The organism is Variovorax sp. GW821-FHT10B04 (assembly GCF_059415645.1).
Map to the genome: position 1 here is coordinate 262,219 of NZ_JBWKNQ010000001.1, position 16,340 is coordinate 278,558.

The following is a 16,340-nucleotide window of genomic DNA, read 5'->3' on the forward strand; positions in this document are numbered from 1 at the left end:
CGCGATGCATCTGCGCATGGAAGGAATCGGCAAGCGCTTCGGCGCGCTCACTGCGCTGGATGGCGTGGATTTCGAGGCGACGCCCGGCGAGGTGACGGCGTTGGTCGGCGAGAACGGCGCCGGCAAAAGCACGCTGATGAAAATCCTCTACGGCGTGCACCGCGCCGACAGCGGAACGGTGTCGCTCGACGGCGTGGCGCTGGCCGGCGGTTCCCCGCGCGAAGCGGTGGCACGCGGCGTGGGAATGGTGTTTCAGCAGTTCAGCCTGATCCCCGCATTGACCGTGCGCGAGAACCTGGCCCTCGCCCTGCCCGGCGCGCCGTGGCTGCTGGGGCGCGGGGCCCGCCGTTTGCGCGGCACGCGCGACGTCGCAGCACGGCTGCACGAACTCGCTCCCGACGTCGATCCCGACCAGCGCGTGAGCCGGTTGTCGGTGGGGCAGCTGCAACTGGTGGAACTGGCCAAGGTGCTGAACCTGCAGGCGCGGCTGATCGTGCTGGACGAGCCCACCGCGGTGCTGGCGCCGGCCGAGGCGCAGCGCCTGTGGATGTTGGTGCGCATGCTGCGCGAGAGCGGACTGGCGGTGGTCCTCATCACCCACAAGCTGCAGGACGTGCACGCCTGCGCCGATCGCATCGCCGTGCTGCGCGGCGGGCGCCTGGTGGCGAGCCAGGACGCCGTCGGTTTGGACGATGCGCAGATCGTCGCCCTGATGGTCGGCGAGCACCTGCCCTTGCCGCCCTCGCCCGTCGACGAACCTGGTACCGGTGTGCGGCTTTGGATCAAGGGCGCGACCGCATCGGGTGACGCGGGCGTGGCGACCGACATCGAGCTCCAGTTGCGCGCCGGCGAGCTGCTGGGCGTGGCGGGCATCTCAGGCAATGGTCAGACGACCCTGGCGGAAGCCGTCGCGGGCATCGCGCCGCTGACCGCGGGCGAGATCATTCTCGAGGGCCGGCAACTGCGTGCACCGCGTGTGCGGCCGACGCCTTCGGCCGCCGTGGCCTACATACCCGAGCAACCGTTGCGCAACGCGGTGGCGCCGGATCTGTCGCTGGCCATCAACCTGGCGCTGCGCCGCATCTCGGCGCTGCCGTTTTTCCCGAAACGCGCATTGCTGGAAGAAGAAGCGTGGGGACCGATTCAGCGTTATGGCGTGCGGCCGGCCGACCCGGGCGCGCAGGCTCGAGCGCTGTCCGGAGGCAATCTGCAGAAGCTGGTGGCCGCGCGCGAACTGTCGTCCACGCCCGCCGTGGTCGTCGCCTGCTACCCCACCATGGGCCTGGACGTGACGGCCACCGCGCAGATCTACGAAGCCCTGTTCGAACTGGCGCGCCGCGGCGCCGCCGTGCTGTGGATCTCGGAAGACCTGGGCGATCTGCTGCGCTACTCGCACCGCATCGCGGTGATGCTGGGCGGGCGGGTGGTGCAGGTGCTGGACACGCGGCAGACGCAGGCGACGGAGGTCGGTGCGTGGATGACCGGTGTGCTGACCGGTGCCCATGAGGCGGTGCCCACATGAACGCCGTGTTGTCGAATCTGCGCGTGCACGCCCCGGGCGCCGCGGCTGCAGCCGCACTGTTCATCGTGTTGGCCTCCGCCTTCTTCCTGGGCATCGGCACGAATCCGCTGACCATGCTGGCCGAGATCGCCCGCTCGGCCTGGGGCGACGGCTACGCGCTGGGCGAGACGCTTTTGCGCGCCACACCCATCCTGCTGTGCGCATTGGCGACCATCGTGCCAGCCCGTGCGGGGCTGATCTCGGTGGGTGCCGAAGGGCAGTTGTACTTCGGCGCACTGACTGGCACCGGTCTGTTGCTGGCGACGGGCGCACCTTCCGGCGCATGGCTCCTGCCCGCCACCTTGCTGGCCGGTGCGCTGGGCGGCGCGCTGTGGGCGCTTGTGCCTGCGCTGCTGCGCATCGGCGCCAATGCCAATGAAACCATCTCCACGCTGTTGCTCAACTACGTGGCCGCCTTGCTGGTGACCTGGCTGGTGTACGGCCCCTGGAAGAACCCACAAAGCCAGGGCTGGCCCGCGAGCATCGAGTTCCCTGCGGCCGCAAGGCTGCCGCTGCTGTTCGAGAGCCGGGTGCATGCGGGCCTGTTCCTCGCCATGGCCTTGGCACTGGCGCTGCACCTGCTGATCACCCGCTCGCGCTGGGGCCTGGAACTGGACGTGATGCGCAGCAACCCGCGCGCCGCGCTGTTGGCAGGGTTCGGCCAGAAGCGGCGCATCGTGTTGGCACTGCTGGCCGGCGGGCTGCTGGCGGGGCTGGCGGGCATTGCGGAAACATCGTCGGTGCAAGGCCGGCTGCAGGCCGACCTGTCCAACGGTGCGGGCCTCAGCGGTTTTCTGGTGGCCTGGCTGGCGCGCAACAACGCGTTGCGTGCCGTGGCCTATGCGTTTGTCGTGGCGGGCCTGCTGGCGGCGGGCGACGGGTTGCAGATGAATGCCGACATCCCGTCATCGGCCACGTTGGTGGTGCAAGGCCTGCTGTTCGTGTCGGTGCTGCTGGCGGGCGGGCTGCGCGAACGGTGGCGTGCGAATGCGGGAGCTCGTCGTGGATGACGCCAGCACGCTATTCACCGGTCTGATGGATGGCCTCCTCGTCTCCTCCATCCGCGCCGCCACGCCCCTGCTCTTCGTGCTGCTGGGCGAATGCCTGACCCAGCGCGGGGGCTGCATCAACCTGGGCGTGGAAGGCCAGATGCTGGTGGGCGCCGCCGCCGGCTACGGCGCGGCCGCCGCCAGCGGCAACCCGTGGCTGGGCCTGCTGGTCGGCGCGGCAGCGAGCACGGCGCTCTCGCTGGTTTACGCCTTGCTCACGGTAGCCGCTCGCGCCAACCAATTCGCCAGCGGGCTGGCCGTGTGGATGCTGGGCTTCGGGCTCAGCGCCTATGCGGGCGCCGGCCTGGTGGGCCAGCGCGTCGAAGGCTTCGCGCCGCTGGCCGGCGGCATGACGCCCACCATGGTGCTGGCCCTGCTGCTGGTGCCCTGCATCGGGCTGTGGCTGTACACCACGCGCACCGGCCTGGCCTGGCGCGCGGTGGGCGAATCGCCGAGCGTCGCCAGGGCAGCCGGCGTGCGTCCTGCGCTGACCATCGTGTGTGGCATCGCCGTTGGCGGCGTGCTGTCGGGCCTGGGCGGCGCGGCGCTGTCGGTGGACTACACCCGCACCTGGGCCGAAGGCATGTCCGGCGGCCGCGGCCTGGTTGCAGTGGGCCTGGTGATCGTCGCGCGCTGGAACCCGTGGTGGACGCTGCCGGCCGCCCTGCTGTTCGGCTGTGCCGAAGCACTTTCGCTGCGCCTCCAGGCGGCTCACAGCGCCATTCCCGCACACCTGCTGCACACCCTGCCCTACCTCGTGAGCCTGGCCGTGTTCGCCGTGGCCTGCGTGCGGCTGCGCGACAGCGGCGCACCCGCTGCGCTCAAGGACGTGCTGGAGCGCTGAAGCCTTCCCCTTTCGTCAACCCTCTGGAGAAACCCATGAACCTGCACCGCTTTTTCTGCCCCCTGGCCGTGACGGCCGCCCTCGCCTTGTCGGGCCACGCATTGCACGCCGCCACGCTGGGCTACATCTACGTCGGTCCGGAAAAGGACAACGGCTACAACACCTCGATGGACAATGGCCGCCGCTTCGTCGAGAAGAACATTCCCGGCACCAAGACGCTGCACGTCGAGAACGTCCCCGAAGCCGCCGAGGTAGAGAAGGTCATGGAACGCATGATCAAGTCCGGCGCCACGGTGATCTTCGCCACCAGCTACGGTTACCTCGACTACGCCATCGGCCTGGGCAAGAAATACCCCAAGGTGTCTTTCCTGCACGCAGGCGGCGCGAAGCTCGGGGGCAACGTCGGCACCTACTGGGCCAACTCCGACGACGCCATGTATCTGGCCGGCATGGCCGCCGGCGCGACCAGCAAGAGCGGCAAGCTCGGCTTCATCGCCGCCTTCCCGATTCCGCAGGTGGTGCGCTCGATCAACGCCTTCACGCTGGGCGCGCAGGCCATGAACCCCCAGGCCACCACCAGTGTGGTGTGGACCGGCGGCTGGCTGCAGCCGGCCAAGGAAGCCGAAGCCACCAACTCGCTGATCGATGCCGGTGCCGACGTCATCGGCGAGCAGGTGGACAGCCCCATCACCATCGCGCAGACGGCCGAGAAGCGTGGTGTCTACGTGGTGGGCAAGGACGTGGACGTGTCGAAGTTCGCACCCAAGGCCGTGCTCACCGGCGCATCGTGGAACTGGGGCCCGACCATGCTGAAGCTGGTCAAGGAAATCGAGGCCGGCACCTGGAAGCCCAGCCACGTGCGCGGTGACATGAAGGATGGCACCGTGGTGCTGGACACCTTCGGCCCAGCCGTACCGGCCGCTGCGCGGAAAACCATCCTGGCGAAGAAGGGCGACATCCTGCAGGACAGGTTCATCGTGTGGTCCGGACCGCTCAAGAGCCAGGACGGAAAGGAAGTGCTGCCCGCCGGCAAGCCCATGGACACGGAGGTGCTGGAGAGCATGCAGTTCTTCGTGCAGGGCGTGAACGGCACCATCAAGTGACCAGGAGCGCCACCATGAAACCGATGGGATCCCATGCGGCCAATCGCTGGATGGTCAGCGAGATGCGGGTCGACCTGTCGCGCGCCGACCCACGGCCGGTGCGCGCCGTGGATATCGACGCCGAGCCGCAGGCCGTGACCTTCGACGCCAACCGCAGTGCGTTGGTGGTCGTGGACATGCAGAACGACTTCTGCAGCAAGGGTGGTTACCTGGACTACCGCGGCATCGACATCACGCCCGACCGCACACCCATCGCTCCGATAGCAGCGCTGCTACCGGTACTGCGCACCGAAGGCATCCCGATCGTCTGGCTCAACTGGGGGGTGCGCAAGGATCTGCTCAACGTCCACCCGTCGCTGCTGCACGCTCACACGCACGACGGCAACGGCGCTGGACTGGGCGACCGGATTCCAGGTGGCGCAGAGATCTTGCGCAAGGGCTCGTGGGGCGCACAGATCGTGGACGGCCTCGACCCGGCTGCGGAAGACATCCACGTCACCAAGCACCGCTTCAGCGGCTTCTGGGACACGGCGCTGGACAGCATCTTGCGCAACATCGGCGTTCGCACGCTGCTCTTCGCGGGCGTGAATGCCGATCAGTGCGTGATGACGACGCTGGAGGACGCGAGCTTCCTGGGCTACGACGTCGTGATGCTGCGCGACTGCGTGGGCACGACCTCGCCACACTATTGCATGCAGTCGACCGAGTACAACGTGAAGCTGCTGTTCGGTTTCATGACCACCTCGGGCGCGGTCGTCCAGGGGTTGCGCGCATGAGCCGCATCGAGGAGCGCCTGGCCGCGCTGGGCCTGGCGATGCCAATGCCGCCGATACCCGTGGCCAACTTCCTCCCCTTCCGGATCCACGCGCATTTGGTCTTCCTGGCCGGACAGGTGAGCGAATGGAATGGCACCGTGCCATACGTCGGGAAACTGGGCCGCGAGTTCGATCTGGCGCAAGGCCAGAAGGCCGCGCAGTTGTGCGGGCTGAATCTGCTGGCCTGCCTGAAGCTGGCCTGCGACGGCGATCTGGACCGCGTGCGTCAATGCGTTCGCGTGGGCGGTTTCGTCAACTGCGAGCCGACCTACGAATTCGTGCCGATGGTGATCAACGGCGCCTCGGACTTGTTCGCTGCCGTACTCGGCGACGATGGCCGCCACGCAAGAACTGCCGTGGGTGTTGCTGCACTGCCGCGGCGCGCAGCGGTCGAGGTGGAGGCCATTTTCAGCATCGATGCGCCGCGCAGCTGATTTTCCTGACGTCGTTCAGAAAACAAGACTTGCCTCCTGGAGCACATGTCAGGAAGCGAGAAGCGACTCGCCGGAGCCCGCGCGGAGGCAATGGCGCCACGGCTCTCTGCCGCCATTCACCCCCAATTGAGGGGTGCGCAAATGGATTGCACTTCCTAGACTGGATGCACGTCCCTCGGAGGCGGACTGCCACCCATTGAATGCGGCCGCACTGCCCGGGTTCTCGACGCTCGAGGAGCCAACTGTGAACAGCATGTTATCGATCGCCGCATGGATGGTGTTTCTCGCGGCTGCGGCTTACATGGCACGCAAAGCCTGGATCGAAACGCACAGCGGCAATACCACCGTTCCCCTCAAGGAAGCGACGTTTCTCTATCTCAAGGAACGCTGGCTTCTCGCCTTCCTGGGCGCAGAGCTTTCGGCGACGACAGGCCGAGCAACCTGCCGAAGAACGGGCCCGGCAGGCGCGCGCCGACGAAGCCGAGCGCATGGGAAGACCATGCGAGAAAGAGAGATCGATGGACGCGATTGATCCAGCGCCTGGCCCGGCGATCGCGCAAGGCAGCGCTGCTTGTGTGATCACGTCGCGCGGCGCCTCTGCCGTCGCCCATCGTCGCCTCCTGGCGGGGCTGGCCGCGCTCGCCCTGGGCGGCTGCGCGCCCATGTCCATGGAGCAGGCGGGCCGTGACCATGGCACGGCGATAGGCTGCGCCGGCGGGGCCCTCCTCGGCGCAGTGCTCGGTGCGGGCGCCGGCAATTCGCGCACCGCACTCCAAGGCGCAGCCCTCGGTCTGGCCGCAGGTTGTGCGGTCGGCGCTGCCTGGCAGAGCCATCAACAGGCGTTGGACCGAATTGCACAGGAAGAGCGCATTCACATCGAGATGGAAACCTTGAGCAGCACGACTGCCGCCCGGCCACCGGTGCCGGGAAGCGCTTCGCATGAGCCATCGGCCAGCGCCGTGCCCGCAGGCTTCGTGGCACAGGTGCGGGATCAGGGAATGTTTCCTGTCGGCAGCGATCAACTGAGCGCCGACGGACTTCGGCAGGTCCAGAAGATCGGCGCGGCCTTCGCCATGCACGAAGGCGCCGATGCGACAGCGCTGCCGACCAGCCTGCTGGTCGTGGGCCACACCGATGCCACCGGCAGTGCCGAATCCAACCAGGCGCTGTCGGAGGCACGGGCGCGCACGGTGGGCCAGGTCCTGGCGCGGGCCGGTACCGCACCGACGCGGATCTACTACCAGGGGGCCGGCGCATCGCGACCACTGGCCGACAACGACAGCGTCGACGGGCGGGCGATCAACCGCCGGGTCGAGATCGTCGAACTGGCCTCGGTCGATCTGCTGAAGCAGCGCGTCGTCGAGGAGCATGGCAATCCGCGCTATCTGAGCCATGGCACGCAAGGCGTGAGCGGCGACAGCGGCACCGTCGCGCGGCGCTCCACGGCTCCCGTGCCTGGCGCACCCGCCGCACCCACCGCATCCGCCGCGCGCGCACCAGTGTCTCCGCCAGGCCGGCAAGTGGAAGGCGTCGCAGTCATCGACTTCGGCGGCATTCCAGCCGACCGGGCGGCCTGGATACCCGCCGAGGCCATCGCATTCAAGCGCACCGGCGGGGGCTTGATCAGCAGCGCCTATGCCGCGAATGCACCCATGCGCAGTTGCCAGCAGGACAGGCCGCGCGTCGACGGGGTGGCCAAGCAACTGGCAAGCGGCGCACCGCTGGAATTGCGGCCGACACGTGCCTATCTGGGCAACATGAACGGACGCCCCTGGGCTGGTCTGGTCAACGGCCATCAGATCACGCTGTCACCGGTCTGGGTGCTCAGCGAGGGTGCTGAAGTCACGCAGCCACCCAGGGTGCTGGTGGTCGAGGGCTACAGCCAGGGCAATCGCAAGCTCACCGCGCGGCTCAACGCGCAGGCCAGTGCCTACGAGGGCGAGAACGCGGTGCTCTACCGCGTCTTCATATCGGGGGCACAGGCGCCCGTGTCCTGCCTCGATGTCGTGCTGCCGAAGGACGGCAGCGTCGCATCGGCCGGGAAGCTCTACTACCTCAGGGCCACCCGCACGGCCTATGCCGCCGACTTCGCCCCGGCCGGGTTCTAGGCATCTTCGAAGACTTTACCGAGTTGGAACGCACCATGGACTCCTTGAGACTGGCCCTCGACGTCGCGCGGCTTTACTGGTACGTCTGGGCAGCGCTGGCACTGGTGCTGAGCCTGATGCGCTGGTGGGATCAGGTGCGCTATTTCTTCATGCGACTGGGCGTCTGGCTGCCCTGGGTCGGGATGATTGCACGCGAGTCGCGCAAGCCGCACGTCAAGGGCCGCCAGAGCGGTGATGTGGTCTGGTACAAGAGCGAGGAGGCCCTGTGTTCGCGCTTCTATGCCCATTACAGCCGGATGGCCCGGGACGCAGCTTTCTTCGACAAGTGCGCGGACTACCTGAACAAGACCGATGAGCGCGGTCGCCGGCCCAAGAGCCTTGCGATGTGGGTGGGCACCATTGTGCTGGTGCTGCTCGAGGCCTATATCTTTTCCCTGGTGCTGGTGCCCTTCATGGACTCGCGCGTGTCCGCCAATCAGGCGGTGTTCGCCGCCTGGGGCCTGGCCACGATGATCGCGGTCATCCTGGTGACCGTGACGCACATGATGGGATGGGAGCTGCACCGCAATGCGCTGCTGAAGAAGGCCCGGGCCTGGTACGAGAACGCACGTCGGGATCACACGGCCAGACCGCTGAAACCCAGCGGCCGCATCGATCTGGACCGCAGCTTCGACGACAACGACGAACCGCAGTACATCCAGATCGTCAACCGCGTACCGCACGCCGCCAGTGTGCGCGGCGGCTGGGTCTTCTCGGCGGTGGCGGTATCGATGATCCTGGTGTTCGCAGTGGGGGCCTACTGGATCCGTTCATTGACGATCATGGAGCTCGAGACCGGACAGGTCAACGGTGCCCGTGCCATGGCCACCAAGCCAGGCAGCATGTCGCTGTTCGACCTCCCCGCCGACGCGCGAGCCGACGGCAAGGCGGCGGACGATCGCGCCACCGGGGAGATGCAGGCCGACCATATCGCCGCCTACAGGACCACCTTCGTCATTCTTTCGGTGATCTTCGTGGGCATCCAGATCGTGGGCATCATGGTGGGATTCTTCCGCTCTTTCGCTGGCAAGCAGTCGCGCGAGGCGGCCGTCTTCATCGGGAATTTCAACAGCGCGAGCGAGTTCGCCGCGTTCTACGAACAGAAGGGCGAGCTCATCTCGGGCGACGCCCAGGCGGCGCTGGACGCGCTGCATCAACGCATTCAGATGCGGCACGAACTCGCGGGGAGCGACGGCTCGGGCGGACTGCGCGGCGCCTTCGATCTTTACGCGCGGGAACGCAGGCTGTCGCGTCTGCGCGGCCGGCTCGATGACGCCGCCACGCGGCGTGAACTGGAGCAGGACCACATCCAGCGCGCGAAGACGCAGCGGGCGGCCGCCGGCGACGACGCGCTTCCGGCGGTGCCTCAGGCCTCGAGGATGGAACCCATCCAGGCAGAGGTGACGAAAGGCCCCGTGTCTGCGCTCGAGGAAATGCTTGCCAATCTCGGCGACCTGACCGGTTACTCCAGCGCCGAGTTGGAAGAGATCGCAGCCTCGCTGGGCATCGAAGGCACCTTGCTGCAGCGGCGCCGTACGGTCCAGCTTGCGGTGGCGCGTGCCAGGGCGCCTGCATCGTCTGCAACTGCGGGCATGCCGGGGGCGGCATGAAGCGCGGGAGACGCATGCACTGCGGGCTCACAGCCCTCTTGCTGGCGGGCACCTGCCTGTGCGCGTTGGCAGACGGTGCACGCAACGACATACCCAGTTGCTATGACGCCGTGAAGTTGGCAGACGACCGGCCAGCCGGTCGCGCGCGCGAACTGATCGTGGCCATCGACGAAACCGTGCTGCTGTCCAGGTCACTGCAGGAATCCGTCTATCAGCACGCGTTGCGCTTCGTGCAGCCGGGCGATTCAGTCAGGCTCTATCAGTTCTCTGCCTATCTGGCCGGCAAGCACTTCGGCCTGCCCTTCGCCGGGACGCTCGAGGCCCCGCTGCCGGACAAGCTGCGCAACAGCATCGGCATGAACACCGTTCGCCAGCTCGATGCCTGCCTCCAGCAACAGATGGACTTCTTTCGAAAGGAATTCGGCCAGAAGCTGCTGAAGGGCTTCGCGAAACCGGGCACCGACATTGCGCGCAGCGAGATCTTCCTGTCGCTGCAGCAAATCGGTCTGGACGCGCAGGCCAACGGTGCACGGGATCGCGTCATGCTGCTGGTGTCGGACATGCTCGAAAACAGCGACTTCGCCAACTTCTATGCCGGCAACCGTATCCGGGACATCGACCCGGCACAGGAGATGCGCAAGGTCGATGCACGCAAGCTGATACCCGATTTGCAGGGGGTACGCATATTCGTGCTGGGGGCCGGGATGGTGCCGCAGAACGCCAGGAATACATACCGCTCGGGCCAAACCCTGCAATTGCTGGAGATTTTCTGGCGCGACTATTTCACACGTGCCAAGGGAACGCTCGAGGCCTTCGGCGCGCCGGAGCTGACGGTCGATCTCAGGTGAGCGGCAATGCCCGGCAATGCCAGCATCAATGTGCGGTGTCTCGGCGGCGAGCGAGCTACAGCGCCTCGACCATGCGGAGCACGGCCACCATGCCGGGGTCGTCCATGCCGATGCTCTGCTCGGCGAACATGCGCGCACGGCCGATCTTGTTGGGCTGACCGCGCATCGCATCGAGTGCCGCCACCGAGGCGCCCAATGCCAGGCGCTGCAGTTCGTCCGTGCCAGCCTGTGGCGGCGCATCGCGTAGCGCCAGGCCGATCGCGTCGAGGCTGTCGAGCATCGTCTTGTCTCCCAGCTTGGCACCACCGCGTGCCATCAACGCAGCAAGCACTTCGCCCAGCAGTGCCGTGATCGCATCGCGGCCCAGCGGCGGCGTCGCATGTGCCGACTTGGCAGCGGTCATGAAAGCAACCGTCAGCAGCGTGCCGAAGCTCGATCCCGACGCCTTGGCGCAGGCGGCCGCACAGGCCTTGAAGACAGCCTTGGGCTCGCTGCCGGCCGTCGGCAGCACCGCGGCGACGTTCTCGGCGCAGCGTTGCAGCGTCACGCCAAGGTCGCCATCACCCAGGCGCGCATCCAGCGCGTTCAGTTCCGGCGCTGCCGCGATCAGCGCCTCGCACCATCGGACGAGTGCGGCGGTCAGCGGCGTGTCGGCGTGCGCGCCGGCGGCTGCGGGCATGGGCGACAGGGTGTTCATCCGACTCTCCAGAAGGGGCAGTTGGCTGGTGCGCGCAGGAGCGCTTCGAGCTCGGCGTCGACCTGCATCAGCGTCAGCGATGCACCGGCCATTTCCATCGAGGTCGCATAGCGACCGACCAGCGGCATGACCGGCGTGACGCCCAGGTCCGACAGCACGCCGGCGATGTGGCGATACAGGATGTAGAGCTCCTCAGGCGGTGTCGCGCCCAGGCTGTTGACCAGCACGGCAACGCGCGCGCCGCGCTGCAGGTCCAGTTCGGGCAGGAGCCGGTCGAGCATTTGTTGCGAGAGTCCGTCCGCCGTCGGCAACGGGCCGCGCCAGAGGCCGGGCTCGCCATGGATGCCCATGCCGAACTCGACTTCGTCGTCGCCGATCGTGAACGAGGCCTTGCCGGACTCGGGCACCACGCAGGGCGACAGCGCAACACCGATCGACCGGCACGACAGGGCCGCCTTGTCGGCCGCCTGCCGCACCTCGGCCAGCGTCCCACCTGCCGCGGCGCGGGCGCCGGCGATCTTGTAGGCATAGACGATACCGGCGACGCCGCGGCGCTTTTCGCGCTCGCTGGCCGGTGCACTGGCGACATCGTCGGCCACGCGGACCGAGGCGACTTCGACACCGTCGAGCTCCAGGAACTCCTGGGCCATGTCGAAGTTCATCCGGTCGCCGCCGTAGTTGCCATAGAGCTGCAGGATGCCCGCGCCGCCATCGACGGCCTGAGCGGCCGCCTGGCAGTCGGCCACGCGCGGGCCGGCGAACACATTGCCGACGGCGCAGGCATCGATCAGCCCATCGCCGATGTAGCCGAGAAACACCGGCAGATGGCCCGAGCCCCCGCCGGTCACGATGCCGACCTTGCCGGCCACCGGCCCGCCGGCACGTGCCACGATGCGCCCGTCGTCTCCGAGACGGCGAAAGCTATCGCCATGGGCCAGGCACAAGCCGTCGAGCATCTCGTCGACGTAGGCCTCCGGCCGGTTCAGGATCTTCTTCACGTTGGATGCGTCCTTGGCCGGTCGTTACTCGGCCTTGAGGCGGCCTTCCTTGGCCGCCAGGGTTGCCACGGCGTACTCGGCATCGAGGACCTTGACGAATTCCTGCGGCGTGCTCGGGAAGGCGGTGCTTCCGAGCTCGGCGCAGCTGGCGACCATGCGCGGATCCGCAACCGCCTGCCGGATCGCGGCGGCGACCTTGTCCTGGATGTCCTTGGGCGTCCCGTTGGGCGCCAGCACACCGATGTAGGTGGTGCCGTCGAGTTCGCCGAAGCCGAGTTGCGCCACGGTCTGCACGCCGGGCAGCGCGGCGTCCTGCGTCGGACCGAGCACGGCCAGCGCCTGCAGTGCGCCGGACTTCACATGCTGCAGCGAACTCGTGACCTGGTCGAAATGCACGTCGACCTGGCCACCGATCAGGTCGACCAGCGCCGGTCCGGAGCCCTTGTAGCTGACTGTCGTGAACGTGGTCTTCAGCAGGTTCTCGAGTTGCAGCAGCGCCAGGTGGTTGGGCGTGCCCTGCCCCGAGTGCGCGGCGGTGAGCTTGCCTTCGCCGGAGCGCGCATAGGTCGCCAGGTCGGCGAAGCTCTTGAAGCGCGTGTCGTTCCTGCGCGCCAGCAACACCATCGAACTCTTGTTGACCAGGCCCAGCGGAGCGAAGTTGGCACGGCTGTAGGGCGTCTTGATCATCTCGGGCAGGGTGACGATCACGCCGGCACCGCACAGCAGCAGCGTGTAGCCATCCGGCTGGGCCCGCGCCACCTGGCCGGCCCCGATCGATCCGCCGCCGCCACCGCGGTTGTCGACGATGACCGACTGGCCCAGCGACTTCGTCAGCGACACCGCCAGGATGCGCGCGATGAGGTCGGTGTTTCCGCCCGGCGCAAAGGGCACCACGATGGTGACCGGCTTGCTCGGGTAGGACTGCTGGCTGAATGCGCTGGCGCCGAAGGTGCTGCCTGCGGCGGCAAGCGTTCCCAGGGTCAGCAGTTTGCGGCGGTTGATTGTCATGGCGTGTCTCCTGTTGTGTTCTTGGATCGAAGTCGCGTCGTGCTCAGGCTTCGAATCGCAGCACGGCGTCCAGCGCCGGCTTGATGCGCGCAAGCTGTGCCTCGGTGGTGGCCGGCATCGGCGCACGCGGCAGACCGGCGTCGCAGCCCTGCAGCGTGATCGAGGTCTTGATGTTCGCGGGCAGGTTGTCCGCGACGATGGTGTTCCAGTAGGTCAGCATGGCGGTGTGCATTTCCAGCGCCTTGGCGTGGTCGCCAGCCTGCACCGCGTTCCACAGCGCCACGCAGACGCCCGGGATAGCCGCTGGCGTGGCGGCGATCGTGCCGTGCGCGCCGAGTGCGAAAGACGAGTAGAGCAACGCATCGACCGCCGAATAGATCTTGCAGCCGACCGGCACGCCGAGCAGCAGGTCGGCCATCAGCTTCAGGTCGCCCTGGCTCTGCTTCACGCCCTGCACGCCTGGCAGCTCCTTCATCAGGCGGATCATCTGTGCGGGCGTGAGGTAGTTCCACGGCACCACGTTGTAGATGATGACCGGGATATCCACCGCCTCGGTGAGCGCCTTGAAGTGCCGGTAGGTCGCGTCCTCGTCCGGCTTGAAGAGGTAATGCACGGGCGTGATCTGGAGCGCGGCGATCTTGAGGTGCGAGATCGCGCGGGCACGGTTGATCGCGTCACGGGTGCTGTTGGAGATGATGCCGGCCACGATGGGAACGGCTCCCTTGACCTCGTCGGCACAGATCTCGATCAGCCGCACGAATTCGTCGAGCGTCAGCGTGTGGCCTTCCCCGCTGCTGCCGCCGGGGCACACGCCGTGCACGCCCTTGGCCAGGTTGAAGCGGATGACGTTGCGGAACGCGGCTTCGTCGATGTCGCCGTTGGCCTTGAAAGGCGTGACGAGCGGAGGAATGACGCCGGTGAGATCGAGACCCATTGAATGACTCCATGAAAGCGGGTTTGCGGGATGGCAGGACCGTGATGGCACCCTGCCGATGGACCGGATCATAGAACTGACATGTTAGATGGATGTTAGTGTTATCCCTGACATGTCAGATACACACATGTGACCGGCTGACGTGGGCTCGACGGCGTTGGCGCTTAACATCCCGCCCATGCCCACGACAACCATCGCGCCACCGGACCGGGACGAAACCGGCGTCCGCAGGGAGGACGCGCCGTCCCCGCCCACCACCCAGCGCAGCCTGGCTTACCAGGGGTTCCGCCAGCAGATCATCGATGCGCGCATCCGACCCGGCCAGTTCGTGTCGCAGCGCGAACTGATGCGGCTGCTCGAGATGCCGCTGGCCGCAGTGCGCGAAATGATTCCGCGTCTCGAAGCGGCGGGGCTGATCAAGGCGGTGCCCAAACGCGGCCTGCAGGTCGCGAACGTGGACATGAAGTTGATCCGCAATGCCTGGCAGGTTCGCGCCATGGTCGAACGCGAGGCGACCCAGCATTTCGCGAAGACCGCCAGCGCGGCAACGATCGAACGCCTGATCGCCGAGCACCAGGCCATCCTCGACCGTGCATTGGCACAGCAGCCCGACGACGCGCTGGAGAAGGACGCGCAGGCGGTCGACTGGGGCCTGCACGACCTGATGGTCGATTCGATCGGCAACGAGATCCTGTCCGAGATCTACCGGGTCAACAGCCTGCACGTGCGCCTGATCCGCTTCGACGCCGACTCCATGCGGCCGGTGCAGGTGGTACCTGGCATGCGGGAGCACCTGCAGTTCCTGCGCGCGCTGGCAGCCGGCGACCGCGCCGGCGCATTGGCGCAGATGAATGCGCACATCGAGAACTCGAAGCATCGCGTGCTCGACGTGATGCTGCAGATCAGCAGGCAGCCCGGAGACAGGTCTTCGCCGGCAGCCTGAAGTTGCCGGCGAGCTACCGGGAGGTGGCGGTTCGAGCCCACGCCACGGACGAAGTCACTTGGACCTCGGCCACAACGGCAACCAACCACACGTTCAGCACCTGCACGTGATCCGACGTCGACTCGACTGGCAATGGTCTGAGACTGAAGCCATCACCCACCGAATGCGCCTCCCCCGTGCGTTTTGGCCCGGCGCTCGCGTCGAGCTACAGCCATGGTCGCTGTTGAAGGAGGCTACTTGTGAAGATGGAGTCACCCCGGTTTTGCCGTTATTTACCAACGATAAATGAATGTTATCGAAAATTAAAAAGATACGTACGTTATATATCATACGTTTCACGTGCATAAAATACATGCATGTTTCATTTGCATCTCAGTAGATATCGCGCGCCGCCATTCCCTCGACTGGTTCGCTTGCACACTGTCACTGAAAGACCGGTGGCGCCATCGGCCAGATAGGGCGAGAGCCAGTTGGACACTGACGTCTTGGTTGGCGCCAGCATCTGATGCGCTGACGCCACCCTGTGATGTCTTTGAACATCTCCATGCGGGAAAGGTAGGTCAATCGGCATCCTTACGGGTGCTCATCCGATCGGGTACCCTGAGTTGACTGGGGTTTGGCGATTTCCAGTCCCTCAAAACTTCTCCGAATGAACATCCGAAACAACCTTTTGCACCTCACATCTAGCGATGAACTGTCAAAAGATTGTTTGTAAATTTGAGTCTGTGCATTCGAGCGATGCACCCGATGCCGCTATGCAATCGATGCCAGTTGTCGTTGGTGCTGCCAGCTCGCCAGGGCATCGGTTCGCTCGACTGAGTTCTGATGCGTCCATTCATAGGCCCATTTGCGCAGCGTCGACCGGATGAACTGCTCGGCCTCGCCATTGGTTGCGGCCGACATGTCGAGCGGCCCGAACGCTCTTGTTTTCAGCAAAAGGTCAATGTCAAACCAGTCCCGGGTCTTTGACCTGCTCGGGCTTGCAATGCATTTCAGACGGAAGATTTCCTGTTCGCTTGCGACCCTGACTGTGTCAGCTGCAGGCGACATGAGCATGAGCCTGCCTTCCTTTTCAGGCGCGAAAAATCTGACCTTGATCTCGCTGAGGACATAGTCCTCTGGTGGTCGTAGTAATCCATGCCCGAATCGTCGAACTCAACCAGCGCGCCTGGGCTGTCAATTGCGACGAACTCGTGCCCAGCTTCTTAGGATTTTCGCTTCAAGGCATTGATACGAATGCGCGGTAACCTGGGCTGCGGAAACATGAAGTCGAGGCTCTTCACTGAGCCTGTGATTCAAATGCATCGATAAGGCCGTCCCGCCAACGCGGATGAAACCCGCAAGACCTT

At 66.1% G+C, this 16,340-nt stretch carries 15 protein-coding genes and 1 pseudogene; 11 read left to right on the plus strand and 5 right to left on the minus strand.

Annotation, left to right across the window (positions count from 1 at the left end; genetic code table 11):
* The first annotated feature begins 4 nt into the window (after positions 1-4).
* The 10 genes from AC07PZ_RS01280 to AC07PZ_RS01325 all read left to right on the plus strand — a co-directional run bounded on the left by AC07PZ_RS01280 (position 5) and on the right by AC07PZ_RS01325 (position 10,411).
* The gene (locus AC07PZ_RS01280; RefSeq protein ID WP_495293185.1) at positions 5-1,522 is read left to right on the plus strand and encodes an ABC transporter ATP-binding protein; all 1,518 of its coding nucleotides are present in this window, start codon (positions 5-7) and stop codon (positions 1,520-1,522) included.
* Complete coding sequence (locus AC07PZ_RS01285; protein ID WP_495293186.1) at positions 1,519-2,571, plus strand: ABC transporter permease; 1,053 nt, start codon at positions 1,519-1,521, stop codon at positions 2,569-2,571. Before AC07PZ_RS01280 ends, AC07PZ_RS01285 begins: the two co-directional genes overlap by 4 nt.
* Positions 2,572-2,596: 25 nt before the next feature.
* The gene (locus AC07PZ_RS01290) at positions 2,597-3,454 is read left to right on the plus strand and encodes an ABC transporter permease (RefSeq protein WP_495293187.1); all 858 of its coding nucleotides are present in this window, start codon (positions 2,597-2,599) and stop codon (positions 3,452-3,454) included.
* Between the two features lie 35 nt (positions 3,455-3,489).
* On the plus strand, positions 3,490-4,557 hold the full coding sequence (locus AC07PZ_RS01295) for a BMP family ABC transporter substrate-binding protein (RefSeq protein WP_495293188.1): 1,068 nt from the start codon (positions 3,490-3,492) through the stop codon (positions 4,555-4,557).
* 14 nt (positions 4,558-4,571) lie between these two features.
* Positions 4,572-5,333, plus strand: coding sequence for a cysteine hydrolase family protein (locus tag AC07PZ_RS01300; protein ID WP_495293189.1), 762 nt, complete (start codon positions 4,572-4,574; stop codon positions 5,331-5,333).
* Positions 5,330-5,806, plus strand: coding sequence for a RidA family protein (locus AC07PZ_RS01305; RefSeq protein ID WP_495293190.1), 477 nt, complete (start codon positions 5,330-5,332; stop codon positions 5,804-5,806). Before AC07PZ_RS01300 ends, AC07PZ_RS01305 begins: the two co-directional genes overlap by 4 nt.
* A 244-nt stretch (positions 5,807-6,050) precedes the next feature.
* Positions 6,051-6,338 carry a hypothetical protein gene (locus AC07PZ_RS01310; RefSeq protein WP_495293191.1) on the plus strand — a complete coding sequence of 96 codons (288 nt, stop codon included), beginning with the start codon at positions 6,051-6,053 and terminating at the stop codon, positions 6,336-6,338.
* Positions 6,325-7,914: an OmpA family protein gene (locus AC07PZ_RS01315; protein ID WP_495293192.1), complete on the plus strand. Its 1,590-nt coding sequence runs from the start codon at positions 6,325-6,327 to the stop codon at positions 7,912-7,914. Before AC07PZ_RS01310 ends, AC07PZ_RS01315 begins: the two co-directional genes overlap by 14 nt.
* Before the next feature lie 23 nt (positions 7,915-7,937).
* The gene (locus AC07PZ_RS01320; protein ID WP_495293193.1) at positions 7,938-9,563 is read left to right on the plus strand and encodes a hypothetical protein; all 1,626 of its coding nucleotides are present in this window, start codon (positions 7,938-7,940) and stop codon (positions 9,561-9,563) included.
* A 38-nt stretch (positions 9,564-9,601) separates the two neighbouring features.
* Complete coding sequence (locus AC07PZ_RS01325; protein WP_495293194.1) at positions 9,602-10,411, plus strand: hypothetical protein; 810 nt, start codon at positions 9,602-9,604, stop codon at positions 10,409-10,411.
* 55 nt (positions 10,412-10,466) lie between these two features.
* On the opposite strand, the gene AC07PZ_RS01330 is transcribed toward AC07PZ_RS01325, so the two are convergent.
* Genes AC07PZ_RS01330 through AC07PZ_RS01345 form a run of 4 tightly spaced genes read right to left on the minus strand, consistent with a single transcriptional unit; the run spans position 10,467 to position 14,048 of the window.
* Entirely contained in the window at positions 10,467-11,108 is a 642-nt protein-coding gene (locus AC07PZ_RS01330) for a DAK2 domain-containing protein (RefSeq protein WP_495293195.1), read from the minus strand.
* Positions 11,105-12,106 carry a dihydroxyacetone kinase subunit DhaK gene (locus AC07PZ_RS01335; RefSeq protein WP_495293196.1) on the minus strand — a complete coding sequence of 334 codons (1,002 nt, stop codon included), beginning with the start codon at positions 12,104-12,106 and terminating at the stop codon, positions 11,105-11,107. Before AC07PZ_RS01335 ends, AC07PZ_RS01330 begins: the two co-directional genes overlap by 4 nt.
* Before the next feature lie 24 nt (positions 12,107-12,130).
* Positions 12,131-13,114 carry a Bug family tripartite tricarboxylate transporter substrate binding protein gene (locus AC07PZ_RS01340; RefSeq protein WP_495293197.1) on the minus strand — a complete coding sequence of 328 codons (984 nt, stop codon included), beginning with the start codon at positions 13,112-13,114 and terminating at the stop codon, positions 12,131-12,133.
* 43 nt (positions 13,115-13,157) lie between these two features.
* Positions 13,158-14,048: a dihydrodipicolinate synthase family protein gene (locus tag AC07PZ_RS01345; RefSeq protein WP_495293198.1), complete on the minus strand. Its 891-nt coding sequence runs from the start codon at positions 14,046-14,048 to the stop codon at positions 13,158-13,160.
* A gap of 178 nt (positions 14,049-14,226) precedes the next feature.
* Between AC07PZ_RS01345 and AC07PZ_RS01350 the strand changes: the two genes are divergently transcribed.
* On the plus strand, positions 14,227-14,991 hold the full coding sequence (locus tag AC07PZ_RS01350) for a GntR family transcriptional regulator (protein ID WP_495293199.1): 765 nt from the start codon (positions 14,227-14,229) through the stop codon (positions 14,989-14,991).
* 683 nt (positions 14,992-15,674) lie between these two features.
* Here the strand turns inward: AC07PZ_RS01350 and AC07PZ_RS01355 are convergent.
* Positions 15,675-15,882 (minus strand): annotated as a pseudogene (locus tag AC07PZ_RS01355) (IS481 family transposase); the annotation flags it as partial.
* Between the last annotated feature and the right edge of the window lie 458 nt (positions 15,883-16,340).

Coding starts and splice junctions, on each gene's coding strand:
- AC07PZ_RS01345 (WP_495293198.1), bottom strand. CDS start 14,048: ATGGGTCTCGATCTCACCGGCGTCATTCCTCCGCTCGTCACGCCTTTC.
- AC07PZ_RS01285 (WP_495293186.1), top strand. CDS start 1,519: ATGAACGCCGTGTTGTCGAATCTGCGCGTGCACGCCCCGGGCGCCGCG.
- AC07PZ_RS01295 (WP_495293188.1), top strand. CDS start 3,490: ATGAACCTGCACCGCTTTTTCTGCCCCCTGGCCGTGACGGCCGCCCTC.
- AC07PZ_RS01340 (WP_495293197.1), bottom strand. CDS start 13,114: ATGACAATCAACCGCCGCAAACTGCTGACCCTGGGAACGCTTGCCGCC.
- AC07PZ_RS01330 (WP_495293195.1), bottom strand. CDS start 11,108: ATGAACACCCTGTCGCCCATGCCCGCAGCCGCCGGCGCGCACGCCGAC.
- AC07PZ_RS01350 (WP_495293199.1), top strand. CDS start 14,227: ATGCCCACGACAACCATCGCGCCACCGGACCGGGACGAAACCGGCGTC.
- AC07PZ_RS01300 (WP_495293189.1), top strand. CDS start 4,572: ATGAAACCGATGGGATCCCATGCGGCCAATCGCTGGATGGTCAGCGAG.
- AC07PZ_RS01290 (WP_495293187.1), top strand. CDS start 2,597: ATGGATGGCCTCCTCGTCTCCTCCATCCGCGCCGCCACGCCCCTGCTC.
- AC07PZ_RS01315 (WP_495293192.1), top strand. CDS start 6,325: ATGGACGCGATTGATCCAGCGCCTGGCCCGGCGATCGCGCAAGGCAGC.
- AC07PZ_RS01280 (WP_495293185.1), top strand. CDS start 5: ATGCATCTGCGCATGGAAGGAATCGGCAAGCGCTTCGGCGCGCTCACT.
- AC07PZ_RS01305 (WP_495293190.1), top strand. CDS start 5,330: ATGAGCCGCATCGAGGAGCGCCTGGCCGCGCTGGGCCTGGCGATGCCA.